We start from the raw sequence: 16,756 nt of genomic DNA on the forward strand, positions 1-16,756 counted from the left end.
TTCGGACTCAGACACGGACCGCGCATACATCTCATCATACCGCGCCGCATCAACATGCGCCCGCAACACCATCTCAGGTGTCGGCGCGTAGGTTTGAACTGTCATTGGGTGTCCTCCTCTTTGGAAAAAGAAAACCGCCCCCACCGGAAAATGGCAAGGGCGGCAAAAGTCGCAGAAAACGGACGGTCCGCCTCAGATTGCCAGGTATTCAGCACGCAGGCTGTCATTTTCGAGAACTTCTTCCGCCGATCCGTCAAAAACGATGGACCCGGTATCAAGAATAATGGCGCGGTCCGCCAATTGCAGGGCGCGCACGGCATTCTGCTCGACAAGGATCGTGGTCATGCCCTGTTCCTTGATCAAACGCAGGGTTTTTTCGATCTCATCGACGATCACAGGGGCCAAGCCTTCGTAGGGTTCGTCCAGCAACAGCACCTTGATGTCACGCGCCAACGCGCGCGCGATGGACAGCATCTGCTGCTCGCCACCGGACAAGGTCACGCCGTCTTGCTTGCGGCGTTCCCCAAGGCGCGGGAACAGATCGTACAGACGTTCAATGGACCAGCCGATGGGCGGGGCGATTTGCGCCAGTTGCAGGTTCTCTTCGACCGTGAGTCCAGGAATGATCCGCCGGTCCTCGGGCACAAGGCCAAGGCCGACACCTGCCGCTTGATACGATGTCATCGTATGCAGCGGTTGGTGATCAAGCCAAATCTCGCCGTGATTAACCTGTGGTTCATCCATGCGTGCGATAGAGCGTAGAGTGGTGGTTTTGCCCGCACCATTTCGCCCCAGAAGGGCAAGAATTTCGCCTTCGTGCACATTAAAGGAGATGCCCTGCACGATATAGCTTTCGCCGTAATAGCTGTGCATGTCCCACACAGACAAAAAGGCGGGGGCCGTTTCGGCCATGTTACGGCCTTTGGAAAAGTCGGGTCTGACGTTCATGTTGGTATCCTCACGAGGGGAGGGGCGGCGGACAGGCCGCCGCCGAATGGGTTAAGCGGCTTCGCCGAGATACGCTTCCTTGACCTTGGGATGGCCCTTGATGTTCTCGGGCGTGTCCTCGACCAAGGGTGTGCCCTGCGCCAGAACCGTGATCCGTTCGGCCAGTGAGAACACGACGTGCATGTCGTGTTCAATGATCGCGATGGTGATGTCGCGTTTTTGCTTGATCTCTTTGAGCAGGTCGATGGTGTTGTTGGTGTCGGCCCGCGCCATGCCCGCAGTCGGTTCATCCAACAGCAAGAGCTTGGGATTCTGCACGAGGCACATGGCCATTTCCAAGCGACGTTTGTCACCGCGCGACATCGAAGCTGAATGCATGTTCCGCTTGTCGAGCATGTTGACATCGGCCAGCATCGCTTCGGCCTGGTCGCGCATTTCGCCCTCGCTTTGGACAGAACGGATGCCATGCAGCGCAAATGACCCGTCACGGCGTGCAAAACAGGGGATCAACATGTTTTCCATCACCGTCAGATCACCGAAGATCTCGGGTGTCTGAAACACGCGACTGATACCCATTTGGTTGATCTCGAACGGGGTGCGGCCCAGCACGCTTTGCCCATCGAACATGACCGAGCCGGTGTCGGGGATCAGCTTGCCGACAAGGCAATTGAGCAGCGTGGATTTACCGGCCCCGTTGGGGCCGATGATCGCGTGGACGGTGTTTTCGGCCACGCTCAGGTTCACGTTGCCCAAGGCTTGCAGGCCACCGAACCGTTTGTTGACGTCTTTGACTTCCAGAAGTCCCATCTGTCCGTTTCCTTATTCTGCGGGTTCGGTTGTGGCGGATTTGGGGTCTTCCGCTTTTTTACGGCGGAACAGCGCCGCGATTTTTTGTCCACCTTGAACAAGGCCCCCCGGCAGGAAGATCACGACCAGCATAAAGATGATGCCAAGCGTGAGGTGCCAGCCCTTGCCGATGAACGGGTAAACCAATGTCACCACAAGGTTTTCCAGACCGTCAGGCAAGAACGCAAACCACGTGTGCAGGATGTCTTCGTTGATCTTGGAAATGATGTTTTCCATGTATTTGATCGCACCGGCGCCCAACACCGGGCCGATCAACGTTCCAACGCCACCAAGGATGGTCATCAAAACCACTTCGCCCGAGGCTGTCCAGAACATGCGTTCCGGCCCGGCAAGCGGGTCCATCGCGGCCATAAGGCCACCGGCCAGCCCGGCATACATGCCAGAGATCACAAATGCCGCGAGCATGTAGGGCTTGGGGTTCATACCTGTATAGCTCAGGCGTTGCTGGTTGGATTTGATCGACCTCAGAACCATCCCAAATGGCGACCGGAAGATGCGGATCGACAGATAGAACGCAATAAGCATGATGATGCCGCTGAAATAGTACCCGGCCGAGAAGGTAAAGACCCAGTCGCCCACGTTGAGCTCCGTGGCGCTGCGCATTTCCAAGCCGAACAGGCTTGGCACCGGGATGTTGCCGTCTGTTGCCGATTGCGCGCTGAAGATGCGCGGGTCTTGCAAGGTTAGCTGAAGGCCGGTTTCGCCGCCTGTGAGGCCCTTTTGCAAGAGGCCTTGCTGGTCCGGTCCGTCCATATCGGTGGCCAGCACCGAATAGGCGAGCGAGTAGGACATCATCGCAAAGGCCAGTGTCAGGATCGAGAAATAGATGCCTGACCGGCGCAGGCTGACGTAGCCGATTAACACGGCAAACAGGCCGGATGTGACGATGGAGAGCGCCAAGGCGGGCAGCACGTTCATGCCAAACAGTTTGAACATCCACATCGCTGCATAAGACCCGACCCCCAAAAAGGCCGCATGGCCAAAGGACAGGTAGCCCGTGAGGCCAAACAGGATGTTGAAGCCGATGGCGAAGATCCCGAAGATCACGAAACGCTGCATCAGGTCGGGATAGCCCGCGTTGAACTGCGCCCAGCCCGAACTTTCGGGAAACGGGTTGAGCAGGAACGGCGCAAAGGCCACCAGCGCTGCCACAAGCAGCAGGAGGGATGCGTCTTTTTTATCCAGTCCGAACATGGATTATTCCTCCATCACGCCCTTGCGACCCATAAGGCCGCGCGGACGCGTCAATAGAATGATAATGGCCACCAGGTAGATGATGATCTGGTTCAAGCCGGGCAGGATATTGAGCACTTCGCGCATCGAGGCGAAGCTTTCGAGGATACCCAACAGGAACCCCGCGAGAACGGCGCCGGGCAAAGAACCCATGCCGCCCACAACCACCACCACGAAACTCAGGACCAGAAAGTCCATGCCCATGTGGTAGTTCGGCGACGTGATCGGTGAATACATCACCCCGGCCAGACCTGCGACCGCTGCCGCCAGACCGAACATGATGGTGAACCGCTTGTCGATGTTGATGCCCAATAGACCCACGGTTTCGCGGTCTGCCATACCGGCGCGCACAACCATCCCGAAGGTGGTGAATTGCAGGAAGGCAAAGACGGCGCCGATGATCACAGCAGCAAAGGCAAAGTAGACCAGACGCCAGTAGGGGTAGATGATCGTTCCGGGATCAAAGCCAATAAGCGCGCCGAAGTCGAACGATCCAACAAATGCCGATGGGGCAGGGGTCGGGATCGGGTTCGCGCCGTAGTAATACTTGATGATTTCTTGCAGCACGATGGCAAGGCCAAAGGTCACAAGGATCTGGTCGGCATGGGGACGCTTGTAGAAATGCTTGATCAGCCCGCGCTCCATGATCACGCCGATCAGGATCATCACCGGGATGGCCAGCAGAATTGACAGGGGCACTGCCCAATCAATGATAGCGGCGCCGGTGCTTTCCCCAAAAATGCCATATATATATGGGACATCTCGGGTTGCCTGATTGCCAAGGAAATCAACCTCTCCGGGGATTTCGACCTTGTGGCTGATGCTGAAGATGCGCGACAGGGTGACGGCGCAGAACGCACCGATCATGAACAACGCGCCATGCGCAAAGTTCACCACGCCCAGCGTGCCGAAGATGAGTGTCAGACCCAGCGCAATCAGCGCATAGGCAGAGCCTTTGTCGAGCCCGTTTAGAATTTGCAGGATTATGGCGTCCATTGCCCCACCCTTTGCGGTCAGAAGTGTGGAAGTGCAGACAGCCCCGGCGAATGCCACGGGCTGAGGCAGAGAAGGGGCAGACCGTGAGGCCCGCCCCGGAGAAGATCAGCTTTATGCGCCGTTGTTGCACGAGCCCAGCGACCCGCCCGCGAATTGCGGGTGATCGGGTTCGTATGTGACCTGTGCCACCGGCGTGACTTCGACGATTTCGAGCAGGTCGAATTCCGATGTCGGGTTTTCTTTACCCTTCACGACGAGCACGTCTTTGAAGCACTGGTGATCTTCGCCACGATACAGCGTCGGACCGTTGCCCATGCCATCGAATTCGAAATCCTTGAGCGCTTCGCCAACCGCACAAGGTGCGAACGATCCTGCACGTTCGACCGCATCTGCGTAAAGCAGGGCCTGAACGTAGCATGTGTGCGCGGCCTGTGACGGCGGGAAGCCGTACTTGGTGCCAAAGGACTGAACGAATGCTTTGGAGCCTTCGTCCTGTAGCGACCAGTGCCAGTTTGTGGACCCGAAGATGCCTTTGACGTTGGCACCCGCACCTTTCGCCATGAGGCGAGAGTAGAGCGGAACAACGATTTCGAACTGCTTGCCGTTCACAATCCGGTCACGCAGGCCGAACTGAACCGCGTTTGTGAGCGAGTTCACCATGTTTCCACCGTAGTGGTTCAGAACCAGAACGTCCGCGTCGGATTGCAGAACCGGTGTGATGTAGGACGAGAAGTCGGTCTGTGTCAGCGGCGTCAGAACTGTGCCGACGGTTTCCCAACCCATGGCTTCGGTCGAAGAGCGGACGGCTTCTTCTGTGGTGTAACCCCAGTTGTAGTCCGCTGTCAGGTGATAGGCTTTGCGGTCTGTGCCGTAATTCGCGGCAAGCACGGGTGCAAGCGCAGCGCCGGACATGTATGAGTTAAAGAAGTGGCGGAAACCATTGGCTTTTTTGTCTTTACCCGTGGTGTCGTTGGAGTGCGTGAGGCCCGCCATGAAGATGATGCCAGCCTCTTGGCAAAGCGCCTGAACAGCCACAGCCACGCCCGAGGACGAGCCGCCGGTGATCATCACGGCGCCGTCTTTTTCGATCATCGACTTTGCCGATGCGCGCGCCGCGTCCGATTTGGTTTGCGTGTCGCCGGTGACGTACACAACCTTTTTGCCAAGGATGCCGTTGCCCTGGAGCGCCTTCGACGAGAAGGTGTTGAGCATGCCGCCATCGCCTTCACCGTTGAGGTGTTCGACGGCCAATTCATAGGCGCGGAGTTCGTCTGCGCCTTCGTCCGCATAGGGGCCGGACTGGGGTACGTTGAAACCCAGTGTAACGGTTGCGCCTGTTGGTGCGTTCGTGAAGCCACTTTCCTGTGCCGACAGATATGTGGGCAGAGCAAGACCTGCGCCTGCCACAGCACCTGTCTTGAGCACGCCGCGACGTGTCAGGTTGCCTTTGGACATATAATCCTCCCAATGTCTTTAAGGGTCTGGCGGAGTTCCTCCACCCGCCAGCACCGCACTTATGTGCACAGTGAGTATCGGCTATGCGTGGAAAACATAGCAATAAGTGCTTTGCACCAAACGAATTTTCTGTCAAAAAATACACAATGCACCGCAGAAATCTGTAAATATGTTTTTTCTGCGACGCAGAAAGGGTTTGATTCATCACAGGATTTCACCATGCCCCGCGACACATTGACCGGAAGTCGAATCCGCGAACGCCGCGTCATGGCGGGGATAAAGCAATCCGAACTGGCCAAACGGGCCGAAATCTCGCCGTCCTACCTAAATCTCATCGAGCACAACCGGCGTAGAATCGGCGGCAAGTTGTTGGTCGACATTGCCTATGCCCTCGGGGTTGAGCCGACGTCTTTGACCGAAGGGGCGGAAACGGCGCTGTTGGCGACATTGCGCGAGGCGGCAACTGGCACCATCATGTCCGAAGCGGAATTTGGCCGGGTGGAAGAATTCGCGGGGCGGTTCCCCGGCTGGGCCGCCCTTTTGGCCGACAGCCAGCGCAAGGTCGAAACGCTGCAACGCAGTGTTGAAGCATTGACTGACCGTCTCACCCATGATCCGCATCTGGCGGCGTCGCTGCACGAAATGCTGTCCACCGTCACGGCGATCCGGTCTGCTGCGTCGATCCTTGCCGAACCCGGCGATATCGAACCGGAATGGCAACGTCGCTTCAACCGAAATATCTATGAAGACAGCGGTCGTCTGGCAGACAGCAGTCGCAGCCTTGCGCAATACCTCGAAGAGGCGGATTCAGAGGCGTCCGAGACCAATGCGCCGCAGGACGAAATTGATGCCGTGTTCCAGAAATCCGGGTTTCACCTGCCCGCCCTCGAACATGCGGGGGCAAGTGTTGATGCCGTTGCAGACAAGCTTGGACAGGGGCTCTCGCAATCCGCGCGGTGGCTTTTGCATGGTGCCTTGACGCGCTACCACCGCGACGCGCAGCGCTTGCCGCTGTCCGATTGTGCCGATGTGGTTGCTGTGCATGGCAGTGATCCGTTGGCTTTTGCCGGGCAGCTTGGATGCGACCTGGCCAGCGCAATGCGGCGCCTTGCGCATTTGCCAGACGAAATTCTGCCTGATGCGGTTGGGCTTGCCATCTGCGACGGGTCGGGAGTGACCACCTTCCGCAAGCCGTTGCCGGAATTCCCCTTGCCGCGCCTTGGTGCGGGTTGTGCGCTTTGGCCGCTCTACCGGGCTTTGGCGCGCCCCATGATGTTGCACACGGACGTGATGGAGCAATCGGCCCGCGCGGCAGCACGGCACCGGGGCTATGCGATTGCGCAACCCACCGGGCTGATGCGCGCTGGCGAAGATGTTTTGTTCGAAAGCCATATGTTGATCGTGCCGGAGCCCAAGCGCGACACGTCTGAGTCAATCCGTCAAGTCGGGTTAACCTGCCGGATTTGCCCACATCCGACATGTGACGCGCGGCGTGAACCGTCGATCATGGTGGCGTCTGCGCCCCGGAGGCTTTGACACGATGCCCGCTGTCCGCAATACTCGCGCCAAGCTGGCAAAAAATAACGGCAAAAGCCGACCAGCAACTTGCGGCATCGGGGGAGGGCACGCATGTCAAAACAGGTTCTGTTGATCGAAGATGAACCCAATATCATCGAAGCGATCAGCTTCATCCTGTCTCGGGACGGTTGGACGGTAAAAACCCATTCAAATGGGGCGGATGCAGTTGAAATGATCAAGGAACGACAACCTGACGTAGTTATCCTCGATGTGATGCTGCCGGGCAAAAGTGGCTATGACATCCTGCGGGAACTGCGCGAAGACCCGCGGGGCGCAGAGCTTCCGGTTCTGATGCTGACCGCGCGTGGCCAGACCAAAGACCGCGAGATCGCAGAACGCGCAGGCTGCAATGCCTTCATGACCAAGCCGTTTTCGAACGCGGATGTTCTGGAAACTGTGCGCGCCCTTGCCGCCAAATGACCGAGCCGACCGAAAGGCCCGGAGTGCCGACCGTCTTTCACGAAAAGCGGACCTATCGTGTGCGCCGCGTTATGGATGCCGCGCGTGTTGCGCCGGTGTTGGCATTGGCGTTGTGGCTGCTGCCTTTGGTATGGCCTCAAACGGGGGTGAACACGGTCAGTAGCGCGACGGCGCTGATCTATATATTTGGGGTCTGGGCCGGTATCATCGTGCTGACATGGGGCCTGTCTCGGTATCTGGATGACCCGTCGGACCCTGACCCATGAGCACGCTCAATCTGCTGGTTGCGGTGTGTGCGGCCTATGTTTTGTTCCTGTTTCTGGTGGCCTTTGTTGCGGACCGAATGGCGCTACAGGGCAAAAAGGCGTGGCTGCGCTCACCGCTCATTTATACGCTATCGCTGTCTATATACTGCACCGCTTGGACGTTTTACGGCGCGGTTGGGTCGGCGGCGCGCAACGGGTTTGAATACCTGACCATCTATCTGGGGCCAACGCTTGTCATGGTCAGCTGGTGGTGGCTGCTGCGCAAGTTGATCCGCATCGGGCGGACGCAAAAGATCACATCAATCGCCGATCTGATCTCGTCGCGCTATGGCAAATCCAGCTTGTTGGCCGCTGGAGTGACCATACTCGCCGTGATTGGGACCACGCCGTATATCGCGCTTCAGTTGCAATCCGTGACGCTGTCCTTTTCGGTGTTTGCCGCGCAATCGGATGGCGCGACACCTCAGGATCAGGGAGACCTTGCCCTTTGGCTGTCGCTGGGCCTTGCGGTATTCACCGTTCTGTTTGGGACCCGGAACCTTGACGCGAAAGAGCGCCATGACGGTGTTGTCATGGCCATCGCCGTCGAGGCGGTGGTCAAGCTGGTTGCGCTCTTGTCTGTCGGCATCTTCGTGGTCTGGGGCGTGTCTGGCGGTCTGACCGAGACGCTCAACCGGATCGATGCGTCCGAGTTCGGGCACTGGCACACAGACCGCAGTCGGTGGGCCGGGCTGATCTTTCTGTCAGCGGCCGCGTTTCTGTGTCTGCCGCGCACGTTTCAGGTGCTCGTGGTGGAAAACGACGATGAAAGCCACCTGCGCACGGCGGCTTGGGCGTTTCCGCTGTATCTGTGCCTCATCAGCCTGTTCGTCGTGCCCATCGCTGTTGCAGGGCTGGATATTATGCCCGCGGGATCAAACCCGGACCTGTTTGTCCTGACCGTGCCGCTTGCCCTTGGCGAAAACGGATTGGCGATGCTGTCATTCCTGGGTGGGTTCAGCTCGGCTACATCCATGGTGATCGTGGCGGCGATTGCGCTGTCGACGATGGTGTCAAACCACATCGTCATGCCGATCTGGCTGCACCTGCGGCCCAGCGGGGCAAGCGTGTCGGGGGATGTGCGCGCCGCCGTTCTGATGGCGCGGCGCATTTCCATCGTGGGGGTGGTGATGCTGGGCTATCTCTATTTCCGCCTGTCCAGCGGCGGTGAGGCGCTGGCCTCTATCGGTTTGGTCGCATTTTGCGGTCTGGCGCAGGTGTTGCCAGCGATGCTGGGCGGCATGTTTTGGCGCGGTGCCACGCGTCTGGGGGCGTTTGCCGGGCTGACCGCCGGGTTTGTGACATGGCTTTACACGCTTTACCTGCCCAGTTTCGGGGCCGGAACGATCCTGCCCATGTCGATTGTCGAGAACGGATTGTTCGGTCTGATCTGGCTGCGCCCGGATGCTTTGTTCGGGATAATCGGGTTGGATCAGCTGATGCATGCGCTGCTGTGGAGTATGCTGTTCAATGTCGCGGCCTTTGTGACGGTCTCGCTGGTGACGTTCCCGTCGCCGTTAGAGCGGTTGCAGGCGGCGCAATTCGTCAACATCTTCGATCATTCCACCAGCGCCAGAAGCTGGTCCGGCGGCACTGCACAGATCGAAGACCTGATGGTCATGGCGCAACGTATCCTTGGCGCCGGCGAAGCGGTGGCGCTTTTTTCGCGCCACGCCAAACGCCAGGGTGCGCGGGGTGATATGCCCGCGCCCACCCCCGATTTTCTTGAGGCACTGGAACGCGAGCTGGGCAGTTCTGTGGGCGCGGCCACGGCGCATGCGATGGTGGGTCAGATCACTGGAGGCATGGCGATTTCGGTGCAAGATCTGATGGCGGTCGCGGATGAGACGGCGCAGATGCTCGAATACTCGGCCCGGCTCAAAGAACAATCCGAAGAACTGACCCGCACCGCACTGGAAGTGCGCAATGCGAACCAAAAACTGACCCGCCTGTCGATCCAGAAGGATGCGTTTCTCAGTCAGATCAGCCACGAGCTGCGCACGCCCATGACGTCGATCCGCGCGTTTTCGGAAATCCTGCGCGATACCGATGAAATGCAGCCCAAGGACCAGTCACGCTATGCGTCGATCATCCATGATGAAGCCCAGAGGCTGACGCGGTTGCTGGACGACCTGCTGGATTTGAGCGTTGTTGAGAACGGTCAGGTGAACCTGAACCTGCGCGATGGCACCTTGCGCGATACGCTTGATCGTGCGGTGTCGTCGGCTGGCATCGGGGAAGACGGCGTCACGCTGGACATCGTCCGTGACCCCGTCCGCGAAGACATCCAATTGCACACGGATCTGGACCGGCTTAGCCAAGTTTTCATCAATCTGATCGCCAATGCGCGCAAATACTGTGATGCCGCCGCGCCACGACTGGCGATCCGCGTCATGCAAGAGGCCGACCGTGTGGTGATTGATTTCCAGGACAATGGCACCGGGATAGCCCCCGAAGCAGTGGATATGATTTTTGAAAAATTCGCCCGCGTCAGCGATCAAAAGGCCGGTGGGGCCGGGCTTGGCCTTGCGATTTGCCGTCAGGTGATGACGCGCCTTGGGGGAACCGTTGACTATGTGCCAGCAGCACGCGGCGCGAATTTCCGGGTGGTTCTGCCCTATCGCACCGCTTTGGCCGCGCAATAATCCGATACGCACGATTTTGCTAAACCCTTGGTAACCAATTCCCGGCATAACCGGGGCTTAGGGCATCAAGGGGCAATGGCGCGAACCATGAGCGACGACACCGGCGATACGGTTCTGCAACGCAAGGCGCAGGCGCAGCGCAAGGCGCTGGGCGGCGGTGCCGTGTCGATGCCACGCGCGTTGGGCCGTGGCCTGTCTGTGGCGGCGGATGCACTTTGGGGGTTGGCCCTTGGGGCCACTCTGGTCGCCGACGAAACACTGCGGACAGAGCGCGCGCTGACCCGGATCGGGGAGGGCAGGCTGCTGATCCTGCTGGAAAACGATGCCGGTCCCTGCGGGCTTGTGGCGCTGGACCGGGACATTGTCACCGGCGTGATCGAAGCGCAGACACTTGGCAAGGTCACGCGCTTTCCCACCGATGACAGGCCTTTCACACCCACCGATGCTGCCATGATGGCCCCGCTTTTGGATGCGGCCCTGCCGCGCTTTGCGTCGATGCTCGCGGGACAGCCAGACATGGCGCATCTTCAGGGTTACGGGTTCGGTGCGTTGGTCGACGATGTTCAAAGCGCGGGGCTGGCGCTGGATGCGGAGCACTACCAGATTGCCGCGTTTCAGATCAGCCTGTCGCAAGACATTCGCACAGGGCATGTTGTATTCCTGTTTCCCGAACCGCCCGAAACTGCCGATACGGCGCGCGCGCCGGTGACTGGCAAACATGAAGCGGTTTTGAAACTGGTCCCTGCCCGCATGCAAGTGGTGCTGACGCGCATCCACATTCCGCTTGATAAGGCGCGGGCGCTTCGGCCCGGTGATACTCTTGCAATCTCGTCACAGGCGATGACCTCGGCCGCGCTGGTGGTGGGCGGGGGACATATTGTGGCGCGGGGAAAACTGGGCCAGATGAACGGCTTGCGCGCCATTCGCATTGGCGGTGAGGCGACATCGCTGCACAAACCCGTGGCCCTTCCTGCGCAGGCGGGGCAACCCGCACCACCGCCTAGGGATGTTGCAACAAACACCTCTGCGACATTCGATTTCGAAAGCTCGTTCGATATGGCGCTTGAGGAACTGGCCGCCGATTTGCCGATGGTGCAGACGATCGACAGCGTCTAGCGCTGTGCAGCCGCCGCATCAAGGGTCGGGCGCAGGGCGGACAGATCGTAACCCGCCTGTGCCACTGCCGTCAAAATTGCATCTGCCGGTTGCTGCCCCGCTTGGCTTAAGGCCCAAAGGACGGAACAGCGGGTGCCTGATGCGCAATAGGCCAGAACAGGGCCGTCGGACGCCTCAACAATCGCCATTTGTTGCGCAACGCGGTCCGGGGTCATGGTTTGATGTGTGATCGGCAGAACTTCGAACCGAAGCCCTTGGGCCTCGATCGCAGCGCGCATTGTGTCGGCGTGATGCGACGGGGGCACCTCGTCGTCGGGGCGGTTGCAAATCACGGTGGTGATGCCTGCGGCCTTGATGGCGGCGGCGTCTTCCGGGTCTATCTGCGGGGACACGCTATAGCGGTCAGTGATTGTGCGAATATCCATGTCTCTGACCTACTGCGCTGCTGCGGGTCTGTCCAGCCATGTGCGCAGGCCGGGCATTGCGCTCATTCCGGCGACCATCGCGCCAAGAAACACAAGCCCCTCCATCCCACCATAGCTGAGCGATGCAATCGCAGGGCCGGGGCACAGCCCGACAAGCCCCCAGCCCATGCCGAACAACACCGAGCCAACAACAAGGTTGCGGCCCAGTTTGGGCTCAGGGGCAGGCGGCATGGCATCGCCGGTCAGCGCATAGCGGCGCTTTTCGGCCACGCGCCATGCAATGGCCATGGGCAGGATCGCACCGCCCATCACAAAGGCCAGCGTCGGATCCCAATCGCCGAAGATATCGAGCCAGCCCTGCACTTTGTGGGTGTCGGTCATGCCCGAGACGAACAGACCGGCGCCGAAAAGACCCCCGGCCAGAAATGCAAACAGATTGCGCATCAGATGATCCCCAGAAGATGACGGAACAGAACGACGGTCAAACCGCCCGCGCCGATATAGAACACGGTGGCCACCAGCCCGCGCAGGGACAGGCGCGAAATTCCACAAACCCCATGCCCCGAGGTGCAGCCATTGGCCAGCCGCGTGCCGATGCCGACCAACAGACCCGCCGCAATCAGCAGGGCGAAGTTACTGGTGGCATTGGTTTCTTTCGGTCCTAGTGCTGTAAGAAGGATGAATGGGATCAGCACCAGCCCCGCAAGAAAACTTGCGCGTTCCCACATCGTGCTGCGCCCGCTGCCATCGACCAACCCGCCGATGATGCCGCTGGCCCCCATGATGCGCCCATTGGCAAGCAGATAGACTGCGCCGCCTGTCCCGATCAGCAACCCGCCGACCAGCCCGTAAATCCAATCTGGGTTCATGTTCTTACAATCCGTTTACTGGAATCTTGAGGAAGACTTTGCCGTCAGTGTCCGCAGGCGGCATGTGCCCCGCCCGCATGTTCACCTGAAGCGACGGGATGATCAGTTTTGGCATCGGCAGAGTGGCATCGCGCGTATCGCGCATTTTGACAAAGCTGTCCTTGTCGGCGTTGCCGCCGACATGCACATTCTTGGCCTTCTGGTCGCCGACGGTGGTTTCCCACGCATAGTCTTCGCGGCCCGGTGCCTTGTAATCATGGCCGACGAAAATCCGGGTCTGATCTGGCAAGGCAAGGATTTTCTGAACAGACTCGTAAAGCTGCTCGGACGATCCACCGGGGAAATCACAGCGCGCAGTGCCGAAATCGGGCATGAACAGCGCGTCGCCGACAAAAGCCGCATCGCCCATCACATAGGTCAGACAGGCTGGCGTGTGGCCAGGCGTGTGCAGGACATCGGCGCGCATCTGCCCTATATGAAAGCTGTCACCGTCGACAAACAGCCTGTCGAACTGGCTGCCATCACGTTGAAATTCAGTGCCTTCGTTGAACACCTTTCCGAAGGTGTCCTGCACCACCTGAATGCGGTGGCCGATGCCGATCTTTCCGCCCAGAGCCTTTTGCAGATAGGGCGCAGCGCTCAGATGGTCGGCATGGACATGGGTTTCCAGAAGCCACTGAACCTCTAATCCGCTTTCCCGAACAAAGGCGATAAGCGCGTCCGCAGACCGGGTGTCTGTGCGACCGGAAGCATAGTCAAAATCAAGCACGCTGTCGATGATGGCGCAGGCGCTGCCTTCGGGATCTTGAACGACATAAGAAATGGTATTCGTGGCGTCGTCGAACAATCCTGTGACTTTGGGTGTCATCTTTTCGCTCTCCTTGGTCTGCTCAAACATATATATAAATATGAATATGTCGCAAGGGGGCATGTCGAAGAAAATACGCGCTTTTTGCATGTTTTGCGCGCGACGCAGGACTACGGAGCGCTGCCTGCAGGTGTTCCTGTGGGATCGGACAAAGAGGCAAGCACGTCATTCTTGCCGATCACTCCTATCGGGATGCCGCGGTCAACCACGACAAGATCGATATCGCTGGTCACCAGCGTCGACATCACTTCCTGCACCCGCGCGTCTGCGTCGACATGTGGGGCATTCGCGGTGGGCGTGCCGGGGCGCATCACATCGCGCGCGCGCAGCACACCAAGCGGGTTCATATGTGTGACGAAATCGGCGACGTAATCGTTTGACGGGTTGCGGAAAATCTCTTGCGGGGTGCCGCATTGCACGATCCGCCCACCTTCCATGATGGCAATCCGATTGCCGATCTTGAATGCCTCATCAAGATCGTGGCTGACAAAGATGATCGTGCGCTTGAGCCGCTGTTGCAACTCCAACAGCTCGTCCTGCAATTTCGTGCGGATCAGCGGATCAAGTGCCGAAAACGGCTCGTCCATCAAAAGGATAGGCGCATCCGTGGCAAAGGCGCGGGCCAGTCCGACGCGCTGTTGCATGCCACCGGACAGCTCTGCCACCTTGCGATCGGCCCAGTCGGACAGCCCGACAAGCGCGAGCTGGTGTTCAACCCGGTCTTTGCGTTCCGCCTTGGACTGCCCCCCCAGTTCAAGACCAAGCCCCACGTTTTCGCGCACCGTTCGCCAAGGCAGCAGACCGAATTGCTGAAACACCATCGCCACATGGCGCAGGCGAACCTCGCGCAGCACCTCGGGGGACGCGTTGGTCACGTCCACCAAACTTTTTCCGTCATGCACCCGCACGCAGCCCCGCGCGACCGGGTTTAACCCATTGACTGCTCGCAAAAGCGTGGATTTTCCAGACCCGGACAGGCCCATGAGAACAAGGATTTCACCCTCGGACACGGACAGCGAACAATCATGCACACCCAGAACCTGTCCAGTTCCGCGCTGAATGTCGCCGCGATCTTGGCCCGCATCCATCAGCGGTAAGGCGGTGTCGGGTTTGTCGCCAAACACGATGGATACATTGTCGAATTCAACGCGAATGTTGCTCATTTCGGACGCTCCATTCGCAGCATCCGGTCAAGGATGATTGCCACGACCACGATCACGAAGCCGCTTTCGAACCCGCGCGCCGTGTTCACTTGGTTGAGCGCGCGCACCACTGGCACACCCAAACCGTCCGCGCCCACAAGGGCCGCGATCACCACCATCGACAGCGACAGCATGATCGTCTGGTTCAGCCCCGCCATGATCTGCGGCAACGCAGAGGGCAGTTCGACCTTCCAAAGCAATTGCGATTTTGTTGCGCCAAACGCCTCTGCCGCTTCGATCAAGGGGGTCGGGGTCGAACTGACGCCAAGATGGGTCAACCGGATTGGGGCGGGCAACACAAAGATCACCGTGGCGATCAGGCCCGGCACCATACCGATGCCGAAAAACACAATTGCTGGAATAAGATAGACAAAGGTTGGCAAGGTTTGCATGAGGTCCAGAACCGGACGCATCCATGCATAAAGCCGGGGCCGGTGCGCCACTGCTATGCCGATGGGCACACCGATGCCCATGCACACGACACAGGCCGACAGGACAAGGGTCAGGCTTTCGGTTGTTTCCTCCCAATAGCCCTGGTTGATGATAAACAGGAACCCGACCGCCACGAACAGCGCGACCTTCCAACTGCGTTGCAGATAATAGGTCAGCGCTACAAACACTCCGATGATCACCAGCGGATGTGGCGTTTGTAACAGCCACAAAAAGCCGTCGATCATTGCCTCAAGCGCGTCTGACAACGCGTCGAAAAAGAACGCTCCGTTGCTTTCAAGCCAGTCAAACGCTGTGCCGGCGGTTTTCCCGACCGGGATCTTGTGGTCCGTCAACCAATCCATGAAACGTCCTTATTGGTGAGGGTCGAAAGGGCGGCGCAAAGCCGCCCCGCCGCCTTTACTGAAGCGCGGCTTTGACCGCGGCTATGGCGTCGCCGCCATCCTTTGCGGTCACGCCGTCAAGCCAAGCCATATACGCATCCGGGTTCGCCTGAAGCCATGCAGTGGCCGCGTCGCGCGCCTCTTCACCATCATTCAAGATTGCGCCCATGATCTCGTTTTCCATGGCCAACGTGAATTCGAGGTTGTTGAGCAGCGCACCGACATTGGGGCAAGCATCGACATAGCCTGCGGTGGTGTTGGTAAACACTGTCGCGCCGCCAAGGTTGGGCCCGAACCAGTCATCGCCGCCTTCAAGATAGGTCATGTCGAAATTCGCGTTCATCGGGTGCGGCTCCCAACCCAGGAACACAACGGGCTCTCCCCGTTCATCGGCGCGCGCGACCTGCGCCAGCATCCCCTGTTCGGAGCTTTCAACCACGTCGAACCCGTCAAGATCAAACGCGTTGGCCGCGATCATGTCCATGATCAGGCGGTTGCCATCGTTGCCAGGTTCGATGCCGTAAATCTCGCCTTCCAGCGCATCGCGCTGTGCGGCAATCGCGGCAAAACTGGTGATGCCCAGATCGGCACCGGCCTTGTTGGTGGCCAACGTGTATTTCGCGCCTTCGAGGTTCGCGCGTACCGTGTCGACCGTGCCCGCCTCGCGGTACGGGGCGATGTCGGCCTCCATCGTTGGCATCCAATTGCCAAGAAATACATGCACATCGCCTTCGGCCAGCGCGGTGTATGTCACGGGAACCGACAGCACTTTGATGTCGGTGTCATAGCCAAGCGCATCCAGCACCACCGTTGTGGCCGCGGTTGTTGCGGTGATGTCGGTCCAGCCAACATCGGAAAAAACAATCGTGTCGCAATTGGCCGACGCGGCCCCGGCGGCGCAGATCGCGAGTATGGAAAGTGAGGATTTCATCATGTGATTTTGTCTCCCTGAACAGAGGTCGGTTTTTTGTTGATTGACGCGTCAATTAAAAACGC

17 protein-coding genes are annotated in these 16,756 nt (G+C 59.0%); 5 read left to right on the plus strand and 12 right to left on the minus strand.

Annotation, left to right across the window (positions count from 1 at the left end):
- Positions 1–192 precede the first annotated feature (192 nt).
- The 5 genes from ACSHXH_RS14260 to ACSHXH_RS14280 all read right to left on the minus strand — a co-directional run bounded on the left by ACSHXH_RS14260 (position 193) and on the right by ACSHXH_RS14280 (position 5,499).
- Positions 193–948, minus strand: coding sequence for an ABC transporter ATP-binding protein (locus tag ACSHXH_RS14260; RefSeq protein WP_435672481.1), 756 nt, complete (start codon positions 946–948; stop codon positions 193–195).
- A 51-nt stretch (positions 949–999) separates the two neighbouring features.
- Entirely contained in the window at positions 1,000–1,755 is a 756-nt protein-coding gene (locus ACSHXH_RS14265; protein ID WP_435672482.1) for an ABC transporter ATP-binding protein, read from the minus strand.
- 12 nt (positions 1,756–1,767) lie between these two features.
- Positions 1,768–3,009 carry a branched-chain amino acid ABC transporter permease gene (locus ACSHXH_RS14270; RefSeq protein ID WP_435672483.1) on the minus strand — a complete coding sequence of 414 codons (1,242 nt, stop codon included), beginning with the start codon at positions 3,007–3,009 and terminating at the stop codon, positions 1,768–1,770.
- 3 nt (positions 3,010–3,012) lie between these two features.
- Positions 3,013–4,044 (minus strand): branched-chain amino acid ABC transporter permease, encoded by a 1,032-nt coding sequence (locus ACSHXH_RS14275; protein WP_435672484.1) that lies wholly within the window; start codon positions 4,042–4,044, stop codon positions 3,013–3,015.
- A gap of 111 nt (positions 4,045–4,155) precedes the next feature.
- Complete coding sequence (locus ACSHXH_RS14280; RefSeq protein WP_435672485.1) at positions 4,156–5,499, minus strand: substrate-binding protein; 1,344 nt, start codon at positions 5,497–5,499, stop codon at positions 4,156–4,158.
- A 219-nt stretch (positions 5,500–5,718) separates the two neighbouring features.
- Between ACSHXH_RS14280 and ACSHXH_RS14285 the strand changes: the two genes are divergently transcribed.
- From ACSHXH_RS14285 to ACSHXH_RS14305, 5 genes are all read left to right on the plus strand, one after another.
- The gene (locus ACSHXH_RS14285; protein ID WP_435672486.1) at positions 5,719–7,035 is read left to right on the plus strand and encodes a helix-turn-helix domain-containing protein; all 1,317 of its coding nucleotides are present in this window, start codon (positions 5,719–5,721) and stop codon (positions 7,033–7,035) included.
- A 93-nt stretch (positions 7,036–7,128) separates the two neighbouring features.
- The gene (locus ACSHXH_RS14290) at positions 7,129–7,497 is read left to right on the plus strand and encodes a response regulator transcription factor (RefSeq protein WP_435672487.1); all 369 of its coding nucleotides are present in this window, start codon (positions 7,129–7,131) and stop codon (positions 7,495–7,497) included.
- Positions 7,494–7,763, plus strand: a complete 270-nt coding sequence (locus ACSHXH_RS14295; protein WP_435672488.1) for a hypothetical protein — start codon at positions 7,494–7,496, stop codon at positions 7,761–7,763. Before ACSHXH_RS14290 ends, ACSHXH_RS14295 begins: the two co-directional genes overlap by 4 nt.
- On the plus strand, positions 7,760–10,447 hold the full coding sequence (locus ACSHXH_RS14300; protein ID WP_435672489.1) for an ATP-binding protein: 2,688 nt from the start codon (positions 7,760–7,762) through the stop codon (positions 10,445–10,447). Before ACSHXH_RS14295 ends, ACSHXH_RS14300 begins: the two co-directional genes overlap by 4 nt.
- An 87-nt stretch (positions 10,448–10,534) precedes the next feature.
- Entirely contained in the window at positions 10,535–11,563 is a 1,029-nt protein-coding gene (locus ACSHXH_RS14305; RefSeq protein ID WP_435672490.1) for a FliM/FliN family flagellar motor C-terminal domain-containing protein, read from the plus strand.
- Here ACSHXH_RS14305 and ACSHXH_RS14310 read toward each other — a convergent pair.
- The 7 genes from ACSHXH_RS14310 to choX form a co-directional block, all read right to left on the minus strand.
- Positions 11,560–11,988, minus strand: coding sequence for a TIGR01244 family sulfur transferase (locus ACSHXH_RS14310; protein ID WP_435672491.1), 429 nt, complete (start codon positions 11,986–11,988; stop codon positions 11,560–11,562). The genes ACSHXH_RS14305 and ACSHXH_RS14310 overlap by 4 nt on opposite strands.
- Before the next feature lie 9 nt (positions 11,989–11,997).
- Positions 11,998–12,432: a DUF6691 family protein gene (locus ACSHXH_RS14315; RefSeq protein WP_435672492.1), complete on the minus strand. Its 435-nt coding sequence runs from the start codon at positions 12,430–12,432 to the stop codon at positions 11,998–12,000.
- Entirely contained in the window at positions 12,432–12,857 is a 426-nt protein-coding gene (locus ACSHXH_RS14320; RefSeq protein ID WP_435672493.1) for a YeeE/YedE family protein, read from the minus strand. The genes ACSHXH_RS14315 and ACSHXH_RS14320 overlap by 1 nt, the downstream gene beginning before the upstream one ends.
- Before the next feature lie 4 nt (positions 12,858–12,861).
- Entirely contained in the window at positions 12,862–13,725 is an 864-nt protein-coding gene (locus tag ACSHXH_RS14325) for an MBL fold metallo-hydrolase (protein ID WP_435672494.1), read from the minus strand.
- 110 nt (positions 13,726–13,835) lie between these two features.
- The gene (gene choV / locus ACSHXH_RS14330) at positions 13,836–14,888 is read right to left on the minus strand and encodes a choline ABC transporter ATP-binding protein (protein WP_435672495.1); all 1,053 of its coding nucleotides are present in this window, start codon (positions 14,886–14,888) and stop codon (positions 13,836–13,838) included.
- A complete protein-coding gene (choW, locus tag ACSHXH_RS14335; protein WP_435672496.1) occupies positions 14,885–15,721 on the minus strand; it encodes a choline ABC transporter permease subunit in 837 nt (278 codons plus the stop codon). The genes choV and choW overlap by 4 nt, the downstream gene beginning before the upstream one ends.
- Positions 15,722–15,776: 55 nt before the next feature.
- Positions 15,777–16,691 carry a choline ABC transporter substrate-binding protein gene (choX, locus tag ACSHXH_RS14340; protein ID WP_435672562.1) on the minus strand — a complete coding sequence of 305 codons (915 nt, stop codon included), beginning with the start codon at positions 16,689–16,691 and terminating at the stop codon, positions 15,777–15,779.
- Between the last annotated feature and the right edge of the window lie 65 nt (positions 16,692–16,756).

This window comes from Marivita sp. (genome assembly GCF_051251565.1).
Classification (GTDB): domain Bacteria; phylum Pseudomonadota; class Alphaproteobacteria; order Rhodobacterales; family Rhodobacteraceae; genus Marivita.